This window comes from Vibrio harveyi (assembly GCF_030060435.1).
Classification (GTDB): domain Bacteria; phylum Pseudomonadota; class Gammaproteobacteria; order Enterobacterales; family Vibrionaceae; genus Vibrio; species Vibrio harveyi.
Map to the genome: position 1 here is coordinate 24,300 of NZ_CP125875.1, position 17,804 is coordinate 42,103.

19 protein-coding genes are annotated in these 17,804 nt (G+C 44.4%); 17 read left to right on the forward strand and 2 right to left on the reverse strand.

The genetic code is table 11. The features are described from left to right. Nucleotides 1-44: 44 nt before the first annotated feature. Nucleotides 45-917, reverse strand: coding sequence for a UTP--glucose-1-phosphate uridylyltransferase GalU (gene galU / locus QMY49_RS00080; protein WP_005444317.1), 873 nt, complete (start codon nt 915-917; stop codon nt 45-47). A gap of 161 nt (nt 918-1,078) precedes the next feature. Further along, complete coding sequence (locus QMY49_RS00085; RefSeq protein WP_009698824.1) at nt 1,079-1,723, reverse strand: LuxR C-terminal-related transcriptional regulator; 645 nt, start codon at nt 1,721-1,723, stop codon at nt 1,079-1,081. A 294-nt stretch (nt 1,724-2,017) separates the two neighbouring features. Here QMY49_RS00085 and QMY49_RS00090 point away from each other — a divergent pair, with 294 nt between their 5' ends. The 17 genes from QMY49_RS00090 to QMY49_RS00170 all read left to right on the forward strand — a co-directional run bounded on the left by QMY49_RS00090 (nt 2,018) and on the right by QMY49_RS00170 (nt 17,800). Then, nucleotides 2,018-2,557: a single-stranded DNA-binding protein gene (locus QMY49_RS00090; protein ID WP_005444320.1), complete on the forward strand. Its 540-nt coding sequence runs from the start codon at nt 2,018-2,020 to the stop codon at nt 2,555-2,557. 251 nt (nt 2,558-2,808) lie between these two features. Beyond that, nucleotides 2,809-4,818, forward strand: a complete 2,010-nt coding sequence (gene csrD / locus QMY49_RS00095; protein ID WP_009698823.1) for an RNase E specificity factor CsrD — start codon at nt 2,809-2,811, stop codon at nt 4,816-4,818. An 11-nt stretch (nt 4,819-4,829) separates the two neighbouring features. After that, complete coding sequence (locus QMY49_RS00100) at nt 4,830-6,278, forward strand: MSHA biogenesis protein MshI (RefSeq protein ID WP_005444325.1); 1,449 nt, start codon at nt 4,830-4,832, stop codon at nt 6,276-6,278. Then, nucleotides 6,275-6,925, forward strand: a complete 651-nt coding sequence (locus QMY49_RS00105) for a type II secretion system protein M (RefSeq protein ID WP_005444327.1) — start codon at nt 6,275-6,277, stop codon at nt 6,923-6,925. The genes QMY49_RS00100 and QMY49_RS00105 overlap by 4 nt, the downstream gene beginning before the upstream one ends. Next, complete coding sequence (locus QMY49_RS00110; protein WP_009698822.1) at nt 6,918-7,247, forward strand: hypothetical protein; 330 nt, start codon at nt 6,918-6,920, stop codon at nt 7,245-7,247. The genes QMY49_RS00105 and QMY49_RS00110 overlap by 8 nt, the downstream gene beginning before the upstream one ends. 20 nt (nt 7,248-7,267) lie before the next feature. Next, nucleotides 7,268-8,911 (forward strand): pilus (MSHA type) biogenesis protein MshL, encoded by a 1,644-nt coding sequence (gene mshL, locus QMY49_RS00115; RefSeq protein WP_029789687.1) that lies wholly within the window; start codon nt 7,268-7,270, stop codon nt 8,909-8,911. A 45-nt stretch (nt 8,912-8,956) separates the two neighbouring features. Further along, entirely contained in the window at nt 8,957-9,802 is an 846-nt protein-coding gene (locus QMY49_RS00120) for an ExeA family protein (RefSeq protein WP_017187907.1), read from the forward strand. Continuing rightward, nucleotides 9,787-10,884: a tetratricopeptide repeat protein gene (locus QMY49_RS00125; RefSeq protein WP_074050848.1), complete on the forward strand. Its 1,098-nt coding sequence runs from the start codon at nt 9,787-9,789 to the stop codon at nt 10,882-10,884. The genes QMY49_RS00120 and QMY49_RS00125 overlap by 16 nt, the downstream gene beginning before the upstream one ends. Next, a complete protein-coding gene (gene mshE, locus QMY49_RS00130) occupies nt 10,881-12,605 on the forward strand; it encodes an MSHA fimbrial ATPase MshE (RefSeq protein ID WP_005444338.1) in 1,725 nt (574 codons plus the stop codon). The genes QMY49_RS00125 and mshE overlap by 4 nt, the downstream gene beginning before the upstream one ends. An 8-nt stretch (nt 12,606-12,613) precedes the next feature. Further along, nucleotides 12,614-13,837, forward strand: a complete 1,224-nt coding sequence (locus QMY49_RS00135; protein ID WP_005444339.1) for a type II secretion system F family protein — start codon at nt 12,614-12,616, stop codon at nt 13,835-13,837. Nucleotides 13,838-13,841: 4 nt separating this feature from the next. After that, entirely contained in the window at nt 13,842-14,303 is a 462-nt protein-coding gene (locus tag QMY49_RS00140) for a hypothetical protein (protein ID WP_050922695.1), read from the forward strand. A 290-nt stretch (nt 14,304-14,593) separates the two neighbouring features. After that, nucleotides 14,594-15,100: a type II secretion system protein gene (locus QMY49_RS00145; RefSeq protein ID WP_050908036.1), complete on the forward strand. Its 507-nt coding sequence runs from the start codon at nt 14,594-14,596 to the stop codon at nt 15,098-15,100. Between the two features lie 77 nt (nt 15,101-15,177). Beyond that, a complete protein-coding gene (locus tag QMY49_RS00150) occupies nt 15,178-15,408 on the forward strand; it encodes a type II secretion system protein (protein WP_005432800.1) in 231 nt (76 codons plus the stop codon). Nucleotides 15,409-15,527: 119 nt separating this feature from the next. Next, nucleotides 15,528-16,076 carry a type II secretion system protein gene (locus tag QMY49_RS00155; RefSeq protein WP_017817384.1) on the forward strand — a complete coding sequence of 183 codons (549 nt, stop codon included), beginning with the start codon at nt 15,528-15,530 and terminating at the stop codon, nt 16,074-16,076. Beyond that, entirely contained in the window at nt 16,073-16,654 is a 582-nt protein-coding gene (locus QMY49_RS00160; protein WP_009698817.1) for a type II secretion system protein, read from the forward strand. Before QMY49_RS00155 ends, QMY49_RS00160 begins: the two co-directional genes overlap by 4 nt. Next, the gene (locus QMY49_RS00165; protein ID WP_009698816.1) at nt 16,654-17,367 is read left to right on the forward strand and encodes a PilW family protein; all 714 of its coding nucleotides are present in this window, start codon (nt 16,654-16,656) and stop codon (nt 17,365-17,367) included. The genes QMY49_RS00160 and QMY49_RS00165 overlap by 1 nt, the downstream gene beginning before the upstream one ends. Next, nucleotides 17,357-17,800, forward strand: coding sequence for a hypothetical protein (locus QMY49_RS00170; RefSeq protein ID WP_005533762.1), 444 nt, complete (start codon nt 17,357-17,359; stop codon nt 17,798-17,800). The genes QMY49_RS00165 and QMY49_RS00170 overlap by 11 nt, the downstream gene beginning before the upstream one ends. Nucleotides 17,801-17,804 lie beyond the last annotated feature (4 nt).

Here is a 17,804-nt window from a genome sequence, read left to right on the forward strand (position 1 = left end):
GCCCAGCATTAAGCTGGGCTTTAGAATCAGTAAGTTTGAGTTATTTACACTTCTTTCTTCGTTGCGTGTTTACCTAGCTCAGACTTTTTTTCGTCTTTTAGGTATAGGTTTTCGAAGCAGTAGTTTGTGGCTTCGATGTAACCTTCTACGCTACCACAGTCGAAACGTTGACCTTTAAATTTGTACGCCAATACACAACCTGCTTTTGCTTGCTTAAGCAGTGCGTCAGTAATTTGGATTTCGCCGCCTTTACCCGGTTCCGTGTTTTCGATCAGTTCGAAAATGTCTGGAGTTAGGATGTAACGACCGATGATCGCTAGATTACTTGGCGCAGTACCTTGTTCTGGTTTCTCAACCATGTCGTCTACGCGGTAGATGTCATCTTTAATCATCTCACCAGAGATTACGCCGTATTTATGAGTTTCTTCTTCTGGTACTTCCTGAACAGCAACGATTGAACAACGAAACTGTTTGAATAGCGCCACCATTTGAGCCAACACGCCTTCCTGCTCGTTCACACAAAGGTCATCGGCAAGTACTACTGCAAATGGTTCATCACCGACCAATTCGCGACCAGTAAGGATTGCGTGACCTAGACCTTTCATCTCACGCTGGCGGATGTAAGTGAAGTTTGCAGAGTCAATGATTTCACGGATATCAACCAATAGTTCTTCTTTGTTTGTTCCGCTGATTTGGTGTTCCAGTTCGTAGTTTTTATCGAAGTGGTCCATGATTGAGTGCTTACCACGACCTGTTACGATGCACATGCCATTCATGCCAGCTTGGATGGCTTCTTCTACACCGTACTCAATCAGTGGCTTGTTCACTACAGGCATCATTTCTTTAGGCATAGACTTAGTCGCTGGGAGGAAGCGCGTACCATAGCCAGCTGCAGGGAACAGACATTTTTTAATCATTGGGGGAATATCCTTTCTCATTTTTTAATCAAGAATCTGGGCATCACTTTAACACGAGAGATGCATATGAATCATGAATTAAGTAGGAAAAAGTACGTCAATTTGAGCCTAAATAAGCATGAGCCATCACTGTATGAGCGAAATTGTGTTGTTCATCTGATTTATGACAACAGGTTTTGGTCTGCCCAAGCGATAGCTTGAACGCGATTCTTTACGGAGAGCTTTTTGAATATCTGATAAAGGTGAGATTTAATGGTGAATTCGCTGACGAACAATTCTTCTGCCATTTGATTGTTAGATGCTCCTGCCTGAAGACAACGTAAAACTTGCAACTCACGGATGGTTAAGTCCACGGTTGCTGGGGCGGTGTGCGTGCTGAGGACATTGCGATAATAGTGAAGCAATTGACTAGTGACATTTCTTGGCAACCAGTTCTGACCATTCACGATTTCTCTCAAGCCTTCACCTACCTGCTCTAGAGAGTCTTCCTGATAAAATACGCCTTTTAGTTGCCCAAAAGACAACAACTCATCGGTGGTTAAGCGTTTAGGAACATTGAATATGACCGTTTCAAAATTCTTCCAAATTAAAGGCAAGTTTTTGATCGATTGTACGAGTGTTTTATGTTCACTAAAGTCAATCAACAGGATTTTATTGCGATGCTTTGGATTGGCTTCCATCAGTGCTTGTGTGGAGATGACAGGGATATCAATATCAGTGTATTTCACGAGCGCTTCGACTTTTTTCTCTGCGTCGTCTTCCATACTGATTAAAAACAATTTTCTCGCATAAGCTGATTTTTTCACGCGCCCTAATCTCCTTGAGTGAAGTTCCATGAGGTCAAAAACGCAAATACGGTGTCATCAATCACAATTTGGAGCTATAGCGTTAGAGAGGAAATGCGTTGAGATTCAAAGGTTCGCGAAACGATATCTGCAAAACGAATCAAAAATGCTACGCCTAGAGGTTGGAGTGAGATTTTGATTCCACAATTTCTAATCTCAGAACACAATGGGATTAGGCTTTAATCAAAACACCAAAGCGTGTATTCTTATGCGCTAAAATTTTATATATAGATCCAGAGTGAAACGGAGCACATCATGGCCAGCCGTGGAATTAACAAAGTTATTTTGGTGGGGAATCTAGGTAACGACCCTGAAATTCGTTACATGCCTAATGGCGGTGCAGTAGCAAACATCACGATTGCAACTTCTGAGTCATGGCGTGATAAAGCGACTGGCGAACAGCGCGAAAAAACAGAATGGCACCGTGTTGTGTTATTCGGCAAGCTTGCTGAAGTAGCGGGTGAGTACCTACGTAAAGGTTCTCAAGTTTACGTTGAAGGTCAACTTCAAACTCGTAAATGGCAAGACCAAAGTGGTCAAGATCGCTACTCAACAGAAGTGGTTGTTCAAGGCTTCAATGGCGTAATGCAAATGCTTGGCGGTCGTGCTCAAGGTGGCGCTCCAATGGGTGGCGGTCAACAACAGCAGCAACAAGGCGGCTGGGGTCAACCTCAACAACCGGCTCAACAGCAGCAATACAACGCTCCTCAGCAACAGCAACAACAGGCTCCGCAGCAACAACAGCCGCAATATAACGAGCCGCCAATGGATTTTGACGACGATATCCCGTTCTAAAATCTAATTGATATTGAATTTAAAAGGCCGCGAATTTCGCGGCTTTTTTATTCCCGTTATGTTCTGTCATTGTGGTTCACATTATTTCCGTATCGCCACAAAAAGGCAGCAACTCTCAAATATCGAATGATGCCTTGTTTCTTTCCGCCTCAGCTTCTCACATTCATACGAATGCGATTGTTTACTGAACGCTTATCAAGTATAAACATTTCAACAAGGTATATGATGAATAGAAAAGGAATTTGGTATTCATGAGGTATACCCCAACTCTTAAGCTAAGCACGCGGCTGGTGGCTTTTGTCACCATGATCGTCATTTGCGCAATGTTTATCTTGTTTGTCGGCGGCACCCTCTCTTTTAAGCGACTAGGGCAAGAGTATCTCAACCATTATTTGGAAGGGATCGTTGAAGTGGTTGATAAAGAGATGGAAGACCCTGACGCAGCATATTCCATGCAGCGTTGGATGCCAAAGATGCTACAGGCAAGTAACATTGTTGAGATGACGCTCTCGACGAATAACGCCGTCGTATACCGCTTCAAAGACACCTCCCACAAGATAGACAGTTCCATGTTGTTTGAGCATGAGTTTCAGCTCACTCACAACCAAGACTATGTCATCTACTTTAAGGCTATTCCTCCTTATTTAGGCTACGGCTATTCAATGCAAGCTTTGTGGTCGATTACGCTCGCGGTCATCTTGATCATCTTCTGCTTGATGCGTGGTGTTGCATGGCTCAAAGAACAACTTGCTGGCTCTGAAATGCTCGAAGAGCGCGGTCGTATGATCTTAGCTGGGCGGGTTGAGCAATACGCGAAAGGTGATGAGCGAGAATGGCCATACACGGCAAGCGAAGCATTGGATGTATTAATTGAAGAGCTGCAAGATGCCCGCCAAGAGCGCAGTCGCTTTGATACCTTTATTCGTACTCAAACTTTCCTCGATAAGTTAACTGGTACAGCAAACCGAGTTTTGTTTGATAGTAAGCTTGAATCGGCGCTGTTAGAAAGTGGGGCTCGTGGCGCAGTGATGCTGATACGAGTTCAAGACTGGAAATCTGTAGAAGAAGAACAGGACAAACAAACTTGCGATGAATTTATCGTTGAGATTGGTAGTTTGCTGTCCAATTTAGTTCAACGTTATCCCGATGTCGTATTTTCTCGTTACTACGATGCTGACTTTGCACTTTTCTTACCTCACCAAGCAGCGAAAGATGTCGCAAACTTGGCGTCTCAATGTATTCGTCAATTAGAAAAACTCCATCCTCCTTATCCATTGGATTCTGATAACTGGTGTCATATCGGAATCACCATGTACAAAGAAGGAGAGCGTCATAGCCAAATCATTGATGAAGCAGAAACCGCATTGCGTAGTGCCCAATTGCAGAACAACAATAATTGGAGCCGTTTTAAAAAGTGGAATCATGATGAAGAAGCACGAGGCAGTGTGAGATGGCGTACGCTATTTGACACAGCACTCACGTCTGAAAATGTGATACTCTACGCACAATCAGCCTATTCAATAAGTGATGTGGCGCATAAAAAACCATTGCACGAAGAGTTAACATGTCGGATTCGCGATCCGGAAAATGGCATTGTTAAAGCTTCTCGTTTTATTTCTGCCGTTCGTCAAGTCGGCTATGAAGCGCAAATGGATCGCGCCGTTATTGGTACATTCTTAAAAGACTTTAAACACAACTTTGATAGCTCTAAGCAATATGTGCTTAATCTTCATGTTGTGCCTTTTGGGCAGCGAGAATATTTCAAGTGGTTCCGTGATGAACTCTTACAATTGTCACGGGAGCAAAGAAAGTGTCTCATTTTTGAGTTTGTGGAAGCACAATTTGTAAGACACTTAGACTTTATGCGACCAGTCGCTAAAATGCTGTCCGGTTTAGAATGCTACGTAATGATTGGGCAGGCCGGACGTACCATTGTCAGCACGCATTACTTAAAAGAAGTAGACATTCGTTATCTCAAGCTTCATCGCAGCTTGGTAACAAAGATCGATCAGAGACATGAAAACCAGTTGTTTGTTCGCAGTATGTTGGGTGCGGCCGCAAACAGCAAAACAAAAATAATAGCAGTGGGTATTGAGAATAAGCACGAGTTGAACACGCTTAATGAGTTGGGTGTTCACGGTGGGCAAGGGCGTTACTTCTCTTCTGAAGAGCAGTACCTTCCTCGTTCTACACCGGCGCCGACTTCTCAATCTGAATCCCAAGTTAAACTGGGACGAAGAAATCGCTGGCGAAAAAAATAAAGATAATAATCATGGATTTTAAAGCAGTACTCGACAAGCTCAAGCGATCATCGGTCGGTGGTCGCACTTGCTTTTTGGTTATTCAGCCAGACGCAGTTTATTTATCATCACCGACGAAAAGCAGCCGACCATCTAAATTTGAGATCTCAGAATCAAATTGGGAACGTGCCTGTGAACAGGCATTAAGTGTAGCTGCAAGCTCTTATGATTCGTTAACGGTTGTGTTAGCTCACAACTACTATCAGATGTACCAAATCGACAAGCCTGCTATGCCTCGCAATGAGTGGCCATCGGCGTTGCCGTTTTTGTTAAAAGAGCTGATATCTGAGCGTGCTATTGACATTATTGCCGATGCAGTAGAGCTACCAAACTCGAATAAAGTCCAAGCTTATGTTCTTTCTCGCAAAATTCTCGATAAGATTGTACTGCTTGCGAGTCGAGTTCAACTGAGCCTTGAAGCGATTATTCCTGAAGATGACATCTGGGGTGATACCTCAGGTGAACTTGGTAATTTCTTATTGCTACAACGCAGCGCACGCGGACACTTCCGTATCAGCGCATTCGTTGATCATACTATCGCTTTCCACCGTTCTATTCGCAGTGTAACGCCACCACTAACGGGCGTACCTTCGAGTGACTTGCAAATGGATAGCTTGTCGCTAGAGCTACAGCGTTCAATCGATTACCTCTCTTCTCAACTGCGTCATGTTCAGTTGCACCAACTGAAGGTGTGTTGTGACGATGAAGATGAACAAGAACTGGTGGAATCGCTTAACTACCGCTTAAGCACCAAAGTCTCTCCGCTGCTTACTGAAGAACACGAGCTATCTGGTCATGTATTGGCAGATACGGCGTTAGCTACGTCCAGTGAGCGACGTGTCAATCTTTATCCAGACTTCCTTAAACCGAAGAAGAATTTATTAACCCTCAAAAACGTTGCTATTTCTTGGGGTGTTGCGGCTGCGTTGATCTTTGTTTCTTACGGTTATGTGACTTGGCAAAGCCAAGGTGTAGAAGATGAAATTGCGATTGTGAAAAGCAAGGGCGATATCATGAAGTCAGAACTTCAACACCAACAAGCCAAATTACGTAAGCATCAGCCAGACACCAATAAGATCGCGGCCAAAGCGCGTTTAGAGCGTGAAGTAAAAGCGAAGCGTGACTCATTAAAAGCCGTTGGTAAGTACGATGATTCACAACGTACAGGCTATTCTGGCGTAATGCAGGCTTTAGCCAAGTTGGGCAGCAACAATATTTCTTTGTCTGCAATTCGTATTGATGCATCGACTTTAGATCTCCAAGGTTTGGCGAGATCGCCAAGCGCAGTTCCGAATTGGGTAAGCCAGTTCAAAAATGAAATTAGCCTTGTAGGGCGCACGTTTGATGACGTAAAAATCGGACGTAATGAAGACAACATCGTGACCTTTGAATTGAAGACGCGCGGAGACAAAGAGAAATGAATGAGTTTTGGTCCTCGTTAGAAGAGCGCTTCGATGAAATGAGCGGGCGTGAAAAAGTACTCATCGCACTGTGTGGTTTAGTGACGGTAGTGATGTTGCTTTTCACTTTGGTCTTGGAGCCAAAACTGAATGAGGTTACGAGTAACGATAAGCAGCTACGTAACTTAAAACAGACGAATCAACAGACAGAAATCGAGATCTTACGTATTCAAGCGCAGTTGAAAAAAGATCCGAACGCGGAAATTGATCAAGCTATCTCTCAATTGCTTATGGAAAGCCAACACCTTTCAATGCAACTTTCAGAGATCATCGAACATTTGATTACTCCTTCGCAAATGGCAAGTTTGTTGGAGAGTGTCTTAGAGCAGCAAAGTGGTATTCATTTGGTATCTCTACAAACTTTACCTGCTGAACCAATTACAGAAGACAAAGAAGCGTCGCAATACTCGGGTTATTACGTACACCCTGTGCGCATGGAGCTGACTGGCGATTACTTTTCAATTGCTAACTATCTGACGAAATTAGAAGGTTTACCAGCGAGTTACTACTGGCGAAGCTTTAGCTACAACGTGGAAGAATATCCAAAAGCAAAACTTGTACTGGAAGTTTACACCTTAGGTTCACGAGAGGAGTTTATTGGTGGTTAAGCAGATCATAATCTCCCTAATGCTGACAGTTGTTGCTGGGCATAGCTGGGCAAGCCAAGACCCAACAGCACCATTAGGCTGGCAAAAGCCAGTCACAGAGCAAACAAAGCCGAAAGCAAAACAATATCGCTTGCCAACACTGAACAGTATTGTATGTAAACCAAATACTCAATGCGTGGCGATTTTGAATAACCGTATTGTTGAGCCGGGAGCGAAACTCAATGGCTACCGTGTAGCCAGTATCAACAGTGAATTTGTAACTTTAAAGCGTGGTGACCGTCAGTGGAAACTAGAGCTTTTTGGTTTAAACGTAAAAAAATAATAACCAGAGCCTGATCAGATATGCGCAAATTAGTTGTAGGAATCGTGGTTGCTTCCTTAATGGGTTGTTCTATGGGTCATCGAGATCCAGTGGAAGTGAAGCAAGCACTTAATGAGTCTATCAATGAAGCAAATAGCCGTGCACTAGAAGAGATCCCTTCTTCTGTAGAAGCCGATCTTATGCCGAACTTAGACACTAGCGTGTCTTCAGAGCAAGGCACTTTAAAGCGTTTTAGAATCCAAGCGAACGCAGTAGAGGCTCGTAGCTTCTTTGCCTCTTTGGTGAAAGGAACTGAATACAGTGTGGCTATCCACCCAGCAGTGCAAGGCAACATCACCGTTAACCTTTCCGACGTCACCCTAGATGAAGTGCTCAACGTTGTACAAGACATGTATGGCTACGATGTTGTGAAATCAGGCAAAGTGATTCAGGTTTATCCTGCTGGTATGCGCACAGTGACCATTCCTGTTGATTATCTTCAGTTCAAACGTTCTGGCCGCTCACTGACCAGTATCGTGACAGGGTCTGTGACATCTGCGGGCACTTCTAGCTCTGGTGGCAGTTCTGACGATTCAGATTCTTCTGATTCAAATAACAACAACGGTGATAGCTCAACCACATCGACTGGCGGTACACGCATTGAAACCATCACCGAAAGTGATTTTTGGCCGATGCTGCAACAAGCCGTTGCAAACCTAATTGGCTCAGGTCAAGGCCAAAGTGTTGTTGTTACGCCACAAGCGGGTGTGATCACCTTACGTGCTTTCCCTGATGAAATTCGTGAAGTTCGTGAGTTCTTGGGCGTTTCTCAGGAGCGTATGCAGCGCCAAGTTATCCTAGAAGCGAAGATTTTAGAGGTGACGCTAAGTGATGGTTACCAGCAAGGTATCAACTGGTCGAATATGACTGCTTCTATTGGTAATTCAGGTAGCGTAGTTATCAACCGTCCAGGTCCTACAGGTGGTCTACCTCCATTGGATGCGATTGGTTCACTTTTAGGTGGGCAAACTAATATCACCATCAGTGATGGTAACTTCTCAGCCGTGATGAACTTTATGGCGACGCAGGGCGACTTGAACGTGCTTTCTAGCCCACGTATTACCGCAGCAAATAACCAGAAATCAGTTATTAAAGTCGGTACCGACGAATACTTTGTAACCGAACTTTCTAGTAATGCGGGTAATGGTGAAAACTCTAATGCGGTTCCTGAAGTTGAGTTGACGCCTTTCTTCTCAGGGATCTCTCTAGATGTTACGCCACAGATTGACAACAAAGGTAACGTATTCCTGCATGTTCACCCTGCCGTAATTGAAGTGGAAGAAGAGATTAAGAAGCTAAACCTTGGTGGTGACTTCAACAACGTTCAACTCCCGCTGGCAAAAAGCTCGATTCGAGAATCTGACTCAGTGATTCGCGCAAAAGATGGCGATGTGGTGGTTATTGGCGGCTTGATGAAACAGCAAAATATCGAGCAAGTGTCAAAAGTACCGTTCCTAGGTGATGTGCCTGCACTTGGTAACTTGTTCCGAACTATCAATAACGTATCGCAGAAAACAGAACTCGTCATTCTTTTGAAACCAACAGTTGTGGGCGTAAATACATGGCAGAAAGAGCTAGAGCGCTCACGTGATTTACTGCAAGAGTGGTTCCCTGACGCTGAGTAATTGGCGTTAGGAAGTCTCTGTTTAACGTGGTGTTGTAATTCGAGTATGTATCTGTCGCATTTTGGATTTCGAGTTCAACCTTTCTCACTAACCCCAAATACAGAAATGTTTCTGGGGTTGGTACCTCATTATGAGGCGATTCAGACCATTATGGCAGCCGTCAAAATGGGGGAAGGGGTCATCAAAATAACAGGTGAAGTGGGCACGGGTAAAACCATGGTGTGCCGAAAACTGATTGAGCAAATTGAATCACAAGTCGAATTAGTTTATTTGCCAAATCCGGTTCTAAGTGGTGAGCAATTGCAGTTTGCTGTGGCCAGAGAGCTTGGGATTGAAGATACTGATCCACTTAAAGTCGTTTCACTGATCCAAGAGCGGCTGATCCAAGTCCACGTGTCAGGGAAAAAAACGGTACTGATTGTTGATGAAGCACAAGCTCTGTCTTCTGAGGCGTTAGAAACCTTGCGCTTGTTTGGCAACTTGGAAACGGAACAAGATAAGCTGATTCAATTGGTCTTGTTTGGTCAGCCCGAATTAGATGAGCGATTAGAGACTCACGAATTGCGCCAATTTCGTCAACGCATTACGTTCAGTTGCCAACTGCGTCCTCTCTCGATCGAAGAGGGCGTTGCCTACATCAACAATCGTCTAGATAAAGCGGGTAATGGGGCGCATATCTTCTCTATTGAACAAAAGAAAGCCATTTGGCGCTCGGCGATGGGCATCCCGAGATTGATTAATCAGATCAGCCATAAAGCTTTACTTACTGCGTTCAATGACCGTTGTACGCTTTTGAAAAATCATCATGTTTACGTTGCCATGCATGACACTTTTGACGCACGTAAACCTAAGTTTAAATCTCCCGTATTTTGGGGATGGAGTCAGCCTTGAGTGCCATCAATAAAGCATTATCAGAACTTGCTGAAAAAGAATCGCCTTCGGAACTAACCAAGGCAGAGATCCCGAGTATTTCTCGAAGCAAACCATGGCTATGGCTTGTGGGGGGCTTTTCGTTGAGCTTAGCTGTCGGTGGCTGGGCGGTATCTCAAGGTCCCGCTCCTATTGAAGAGATTGCAACAGTTTCGTCTTCAACGACTAATATGGAGAATGTTCCACCTTTGCCCGTAGTTGAAGTAAGCCAATCTCCAACCAGTAAGACAACGCCACAATTAAATGATGTGGTGTACACGCAACGAATTGAAAAACCGAAGGTAAAAGTCGCATTATCTGCTGCGAAATCAACGCCAGAGGTGGATGATTATGTTCCTCGTAATGAGGTGAGCAGCACGGTCGAGCAGCCAGTGTTGTTGGCGAGTCTGAGCAATAATGTGACGAATTCATCGAATGTTGAGCAAGAGCATTCGATGAGAATTGAGCAAGTAGAACTGACCCATCAAGAGTTAGCTGAAAAAGCGTTGGCACGTGCGGATAAAGCGATGGATGCGAATGACATGAAAACCGCATTATCATCTTTTAATGAAGCACTTCGTTACCAACCAACGAACCTTGAAGCTCGTCAAAAGCTAGCCGCATTATATTTTGGCAAAGGTGACACGCGCAAAGCCTACGAAATCCTACAAGCTGGTATCTCGCTAGATACGAATAACCAGTCACTTCGCTTAGCGTTATCAAAGTTATTGGTGAAAGCAGATCAACCAGAAGCGGCGCTGAGCCCTCTAGTGCATCTGCCTCCTGCACCAAGCCGTGATTATCTAGCGATGCGTGCCGCTTTGGCACAAAAGCAAAAACAAAACCAAATTGCTCTAGAAAGCTACCAACTGCTGACGCAGCGCGAACCTGACAACGCGCGCTGGTGGCTTGGTTTAGGTATTCAGCAAGAGCGAGCATTGGATTTTTCGGCTGCTATTGCCGCTTATCAACAAGCTTTGGGGAAAGTGGGTATTTCGAATCAGTCTCAGGCATTTATTCGTGACCGTTTGAACATCTTAAAACAACTGGAGAACGCGCAATGAAAATTCAGTTGAGAAAGCGCTTGGGTGATCTACTTGTTGAAGAGGGGATTGTCTCTGAAGAACAAATTCAGCAAGCATTGAGTGCTCAGCACAGCACAGGACAAAAACTGGGTGATGCGTTGATTGACCTTGGTTTTATCAGCGAAAAGCAGATGCTGGAGTTCTTATCTCAGCAGCTCGGTTTGCCATTGATTGATTTGAGCCGAGCCCCGATTGATGCCGATGCTGTACAAGTTTTGCCCGAAGTGCACGCGCGGCGCTTGCGTGCCATGGTCGTTGCTCGAAACGGTGACACGCTACGCGTTGCAATGAGTGACCCTGCGGACTTGTTTACTCAAGAATCCCTGATGAACTTGCTTGGTGAATATGACCTAGAGTTCATCATTGCGCCAGAACGTCAGTTAGTCGAAAGCTTTGACCGTTACTACCGTCGTACAAAAGAAATCGCCTCGTTTGCTGAGCAGCTTCAGGCTGAGCACCAAGACGTTGAAGGCTTTGACTATGGTATTGATGAAGGTGATAGTGAAGAAGTTACCGTCGTAAAACTGGTTAACTCGATGTTTGAAGATGCGGTGCAAGTCGGCGCGTCAGATATTCACATCGAGCCTGATGACAAAGTGCTTCGCTTACGTCAACGTGTTGATGGTGTATTGCACGAGACGCTTCTAAATGAAGTTAACATTGCCTCTGCGCTGGTTCTGCGCCTTAAACTGATGGCGCACTTAGATATTTCTGAAAAGCGTTTGCCACAAGATGGTCGCTTTAATATCAAAGTTCGTGGTCAATCGATCGATATTCGTATGTCGACACTACCAACGCAATACGGTGAGTCGGTGGTGATGCGTTTGCTCAACCAATCTTCTGGTTTGCGCAAACTTGAAGACTCTGGCCTACCTCCAGAACTGCTTGCTCGCTTACGGCGACAGCTTTCTCGTCCTCACGGTATGATTTTGGTTACGGGACCGACAGGTTCTGGTAAAACCACCACGCTTTATGGCGCGCTGAGTGAGTTGAATGAACCGGGTAAGAAGATCATCACTGCAGAAGACCCGGTGGAATATCGCCTACCACGTATTACTCAGGTTCAGATCAACAGTAAGATCGACCTAACGTTTTCTCGCGTGCTACGTACCTTCCTGCGTCAGGACCCGGACATCATCCTCGTTGGTGAGATGCGTGACCAAGAAACAGTAGAGATTGGTTTACGCGCTGCACTGACTGGTCACTTAGTGTTAAGTACGTTACACACAAACGACGCAGTAGACAGTGCGCTACGTATGATTGATATGGGTGCGCCTGGTTATCTAGTTGCGAGTGCGGTCCGTGCTGTGGTTGCTCAGCGTCTGGTTCGTCGTGTTTGTCCCGACTGTAAAACCACGGATGTATTGGATGAATCGCGCCAGCAATGGTTGGCTGGTCGCTTCCCGAATCAAGTCGGCACCACTTTCCACAAAGGTGCGGGTTGTCAAAACTGTAACTTGACGGGCTATCGAGGTCGAATCGGTGTGTTCGAAATGCTTGAGCTAGAGAATGAAATGATGGACAAGCTGCGTGCTAATGACGCGGTAGGGTTCGCTCAAGCAGCGAGACGTTCCGAGAATTACAAGCCACTACTTGCTTCAGCGATGGAACTGGCATTGCAAGGTATTGTTAGTTTGGATGAAGTGATGACCCTAGGTGAAGGGGATGCTTCTGGTAAAACCGACCCAATTTTCATGTAGGTAAGTGAATGCCAACTTTTCGTTATCAAGGTCGCACTTTAGACGGCTCATCCACCAGTGGCAAAGTTGATGCTGTGAATTCTGAAGCTGCAGCGGAAGCATTGATGAATAAGGGGATCATTCCTCTTAACCTGCGTTTGGAAAAAGAAGCGGTAAAGAGCAAAGTTAGCCTGTCTAAATTGTTCGTACCGGCGATTCCGCTTGAAGTGATTATCCTGTTTTCTCGCCAGCTATTTAGTTTGACGAAGGCTGGTGTACCACTGCTGCGTTCTATGCGTGGTCTGCTGCAAAACTGCGAAAACAAACAGCTCAAAGAAGCGCTTGAAGATGTGGTAGCGGAGCTGAGCAATGGTCGTGGCTTGTCCTCGGCAATGCAGCCACATTCCAAGGTGTTCAGCCCGTTGTTTGTTTCTATGATCAACGTTGGTGAAAACACAGGTCGACTAGACCAAGCTTTATTGCAATTGGCGAATTACTACGAGCAAGAACTGGAAACTCGTAAGCGAATTAAAGCAGCAATGCGTTACCCAACATTCGTTATTGTGTTCATCACTATAGCGATGTTTATTTTGAACATTTTGGTGATCCCAGAGTTTGCATCGATGTTTACCCGTTTTGGGGTGGAGCTTCCTTTGCCAACCAGAATCCTGATTGCGACCTCTAACTTCTTTGTGAATTTTTGGGGACTACTCATTGCGGCAATCGTTGGGGCATTCTTTTTATTTAGAGCTTGGGTTGCAACCGCAGATGGTCGAGAGAAGTTCGATAAGTTCCGTCTACGATTGCCAATCGTGGGCGATATCGTAAACCGAGCACAGCTATCTCGTTTCTCAAGAACCTTTTCGTTGATGCTGAAATCCGGTGTACCTCTAAACCAGTCTTTAGCTCTGGCTGGTGAGGCGCTTGGCAACAAGTTCTTGGAAAACCGAATTTTAGAAATGAAGTCTGCTATTGAAGCGGGCAGTACCATTTCTGTCACGGCAATCAACAGTAAAATTTTTACGCCTTTGGTTATTCAAATGATAGCGGTTGGTGAAGAGACTGGTCGTATCGATGAGCTTCTCTTAGAAGTGTCGGACTTCTACGATCGAGAAGTGGATTACGACTTGAAGACACTGACCGCTCGAATTGAACCACTACTTTTGGTCATTGTGGCAGGCATGGTTATGGTGCTCGCACTGGGTATTTTCCTTCCAATGTGGGGGATGCTGGACATCATCAAAGGCGGCTAAACCAGTGGTTGAAAATCAGAGTCGCGCAACGCTTATCCTTGCAGGTGTTATTGGGTTAATTTTGCTGGTGGCGTTTGTGCATAGCCTCAAGCCAGTAGAGCAGCAAGCGCAAGTCACTGGAGCCAAGCTTGCCAAGGTTTGGATGCAAGATAGCGTGCAACGTTATCATCAGGCGTGGATGGTTCATGGTGAGCCCAAACATATGTCGATGGATGGGTTTGAACTCGATATGACAGAAGCAGGTCTAGTGTCGCCATTTCGTCAAGACGGGGTTTTGGATTGTGGCTTTTGGTTAGCGGTGCATTACCCGCAACGTAAAATTATGGCGAGCGAGTTGTTAGAAATTCGTGGAGCAATTAAAAGTAATAGTTATACATGTCACTATACTTATGAAAATGGACAGAGAGTTGTCGTTATATCTGACGCTAATTACCTGAAAATAGACGTCGAAATGTCGGCGGAGTGAATTTTTTGACACTTAAGTACTATAAATAGGAATGAAAGTCGGTATAATGCAAACATTACCATAAGAAAAAGGTTGTAATTGAAAGTAAACCATTTGGTTATTCACTTTTTAGCGCAGCTTTTACTTAACAATGGCGAATCGTCATTCTGCTCAAGCGGTAGAGAAAGTACTCACCTAACTAATTTCGCTTAGTGTGTTGAGACGCAAAACCGTTTTGACAATATCCAAAATGGTCGTGTGACCGATAAACTTTGCAGTCACTCTGCATGCTTACATAGAGAGAGTAAACAATGAAAAGACAAGGTGGTTTCACCCTTATCGAATTGGTAGTGGTAATTGTAATCCTAGGTATTCTAGCGGTAACTGCAGCACCACGTTTCCTTAACCTGCAGTCGGATGCTCGTGGTTCTGCATTGCAAGGTTTAAAAGGAGCAATGGATGGTGCTGCTGGAATTGTATACGGTAAGGCGGCAATTGAAGGAAAAGAAGCTACATTCGGTCAAACACTAGAGAATGACATTCAGACCGACTATGGATACCCAAAACCTGATGCTAACGGTCTGGTTAAGTCAGTTTCTGGTCTGAATGAAGATTGGGCGTGGGCATCAACAGCAAGTACTTCGGGTGCTGCTGGTACATTAGTTGCTACTTTCCCAACTTCTACACTGAAAGCTGGCAGCACTGGCAATACTGTAGATAAGATTAAAGAGACAGAGTGCTACGTTACTTATACCTCTGCGTCAGGTAAAGGTATCGATGACGGTGCTAAAACAACAGTAACTGACACTAAATGTTAATCAGTTAAGAAGTTCCTTGAAAGGTCAGCTAGTCTGACCTTTATCTCTTTATTTTGGTTAATCTCGGAATAGTGCATATGCGTAAATCATCGGGTCTTAGTGCAATAGAGTTTGTGGTTGTGCTGATTATCTTAGGTGTGATCGGTTATGTGGTATTACCAAGATTTATCAGCTTTGAACCAGAAACTTACGAAGCGAAGTGGGAGCAAACTAAGCAAACCGCTGAGCACGTTTCTGAAACGCTAAGCAATAAAGAAACCTACGATCGAATTGAAGAAGAATTGGAGCGCTCGAAAGGAGAGAAATAACTTGTTGGTGGTTATTTGTACACTTGCTCACACTTCGAATTTAAAACTTATAAACCTATCATTATTCTCATAATTTCATCGTATACTTACTTCGCTTGTCTTAAGCCTAAGGTTGGGTTATGAAAATTCGCAGCTCTACATTAGGGTTTACCTTGATGGAATTGATCTTAGTGATCGTTCTCTTATCTATTCTCTCCCTATTTGCTGCCAGCCGTTTTATAGGCAAAGGCAGTGTGTCTGCATTTGCACTTCAAGAACAAGCCATTTCTGTGATTCGCCAAGTTCAAGTGAATCGCATGCAGTCGAATATCAATATCCCAAACAAGTCTTATCCTGAAAGATGTCTACCCAGTAGCTACAAAGCTGGAGAGGACTCTAGCTACACTAACTTTTGTCTATCGATTACGAGTACTTGTATAGGATCTAGTGCAGCGTGCAATCTGGTTAGTAAGGAACGAGATGCTCGAAGCGATGTTGTTGTCGATAACTCAGCACAGTTTTCTATTATTAATGGTGCCTCTAGTCCCATTGAATTTGATCTATTGGGTAATCCTCTCAATGTTTCCTCTGCTGGTATTTCTATTCTTATTCAAGATAAAAACGGTCAAAGCCAGTGCCGAGTATTGATCAACCCTCAGGGTTATGTTTCGGAGGGAGCATGCTCATGAGAAAGCACATTGGTATGACGCTTATTGAGATGATCATTGCCATCGTTCTTATGGGGATTGCGATGGTAGCGTTTACGTCTTTTTTAGTTCCTCAAATTCGTGATTCAGCAATGCCTCATTATCAAATGCGTGCGGCTGCCTTAGGGCAGGGATTTATGTCGCAAATATTGGCGCGCGGCTTTGATGAAAACAGTGACTTCGATGGTGGTACTGTTCGATGTGGTGAGAACGGTGTGAATTGCACTGAGGTGAGTAAATTAGGTGCTGATAGAAAACTCGACGGTTCTTTGGAGGCAACGCCTAATGATTTTAATGATGTAGATGACTATATCGGGTGTTGGAGTACGTCTACAACGGTAGGTCAATGCCAAGGAGCGAAGCGTGGGAGTATTGCTGATGTGTTAGGGAAGAGCGGTGAAGATAAATATCGCAATTTCCGTGTTGAGGTCGGAGTTGCGTACGACAACTTATCTACGGCAAAAACGACAGGCATCACTAACTATAAAAAAATCACTATTACTATTTTTGCAAGCAACACTCAGCCATTAACACTCACTGCCATAAGAGGAAACTACTGATGAAAGCTCGTGGTTTTACCTTAATGGAAATGATCGTCACCATTGTGATCGGGAGTTTTATCATGCTGGGTATTGCGGGTTATGTTCAGCTTGGTATGAAAGGTTACGCGGATACAATTGACCGACAACGTATGCAAACTCAAGCCCAGTTTGTGTTGGAGAAAATGTCTCGAGAAATTCGCCATGCGGTACCGAATAGTTTTCATGAGCCTGATGACACGACGAAGTGTTTAGAGTTTGTACCTATTGAGTATTCAGGGTTCTACACACTGACAAATAACGACTTGGAGTTCTTATTGGGCAATGACGCCACGTTAAACCCAATGCCCGCTAACGCTTGGATGGTTATTAATCCGAGTCGTTATGAAGATCTGCAACCTTCTTCTTCACAAAGTTTAAATGTTGGTGGTCTAGCCAAAACTGGTGATGTCTTTGTTATTAGTGGGGCTGCCAGTACGATTGGGGGCTCTTCTATTTCGAGCCGTCATTACGTCTATCAAGATAAGTCTGAAGTACGTTACTGCTTCGAAAATAATCAAATAACGCGCAATGGAATTACAGTCGCGGATAGTGTCGATACTTCTGTAAGTGATATGCACTATCTAGAGCCAACGCTGCAGCGTGGTGGTCTTGTACACATCAATTTAGAGTTCACTCAAAACGGGGAGCGTAGTGTTTACCAACAAGACGTGCAGGTGCTCAATGTTCCGTAGAAATGTCCAACAAGGTAGTGTTCTGATCGTCGTGTTGTTTGTCATCATAGTGATGGGGTACTTAGCTGCTTCTTTGATGAGAGTAAGTTGGTCAAACCAAAGTACATTAACGAAAGAATTCTTGGGCACCAAAGCTTGGTTTATTGCTCAATCTGCCAATGAGTGGGCACTAACTCAGCTTTATCCATTAAACACAGATGGCTCCGTCATCGCTGATGTTTGCTCTAAGATTGAAAACGGTAATACATCTCCTCCTACACAGATTACACAAGGCTCGGGTTGCCGAATCAATACTATGACATGTTCAAATATCGGTACCTTTAACGCAGGTACCTCTGAAGCTGAATCTCTTTTCAGAGTGCAAGCCACAGCAATTTGTGGTTCCGGGGTTGCACAAGTACAGCGCCAACAAGAGATTTGGGTTAGGGAGTAAATAA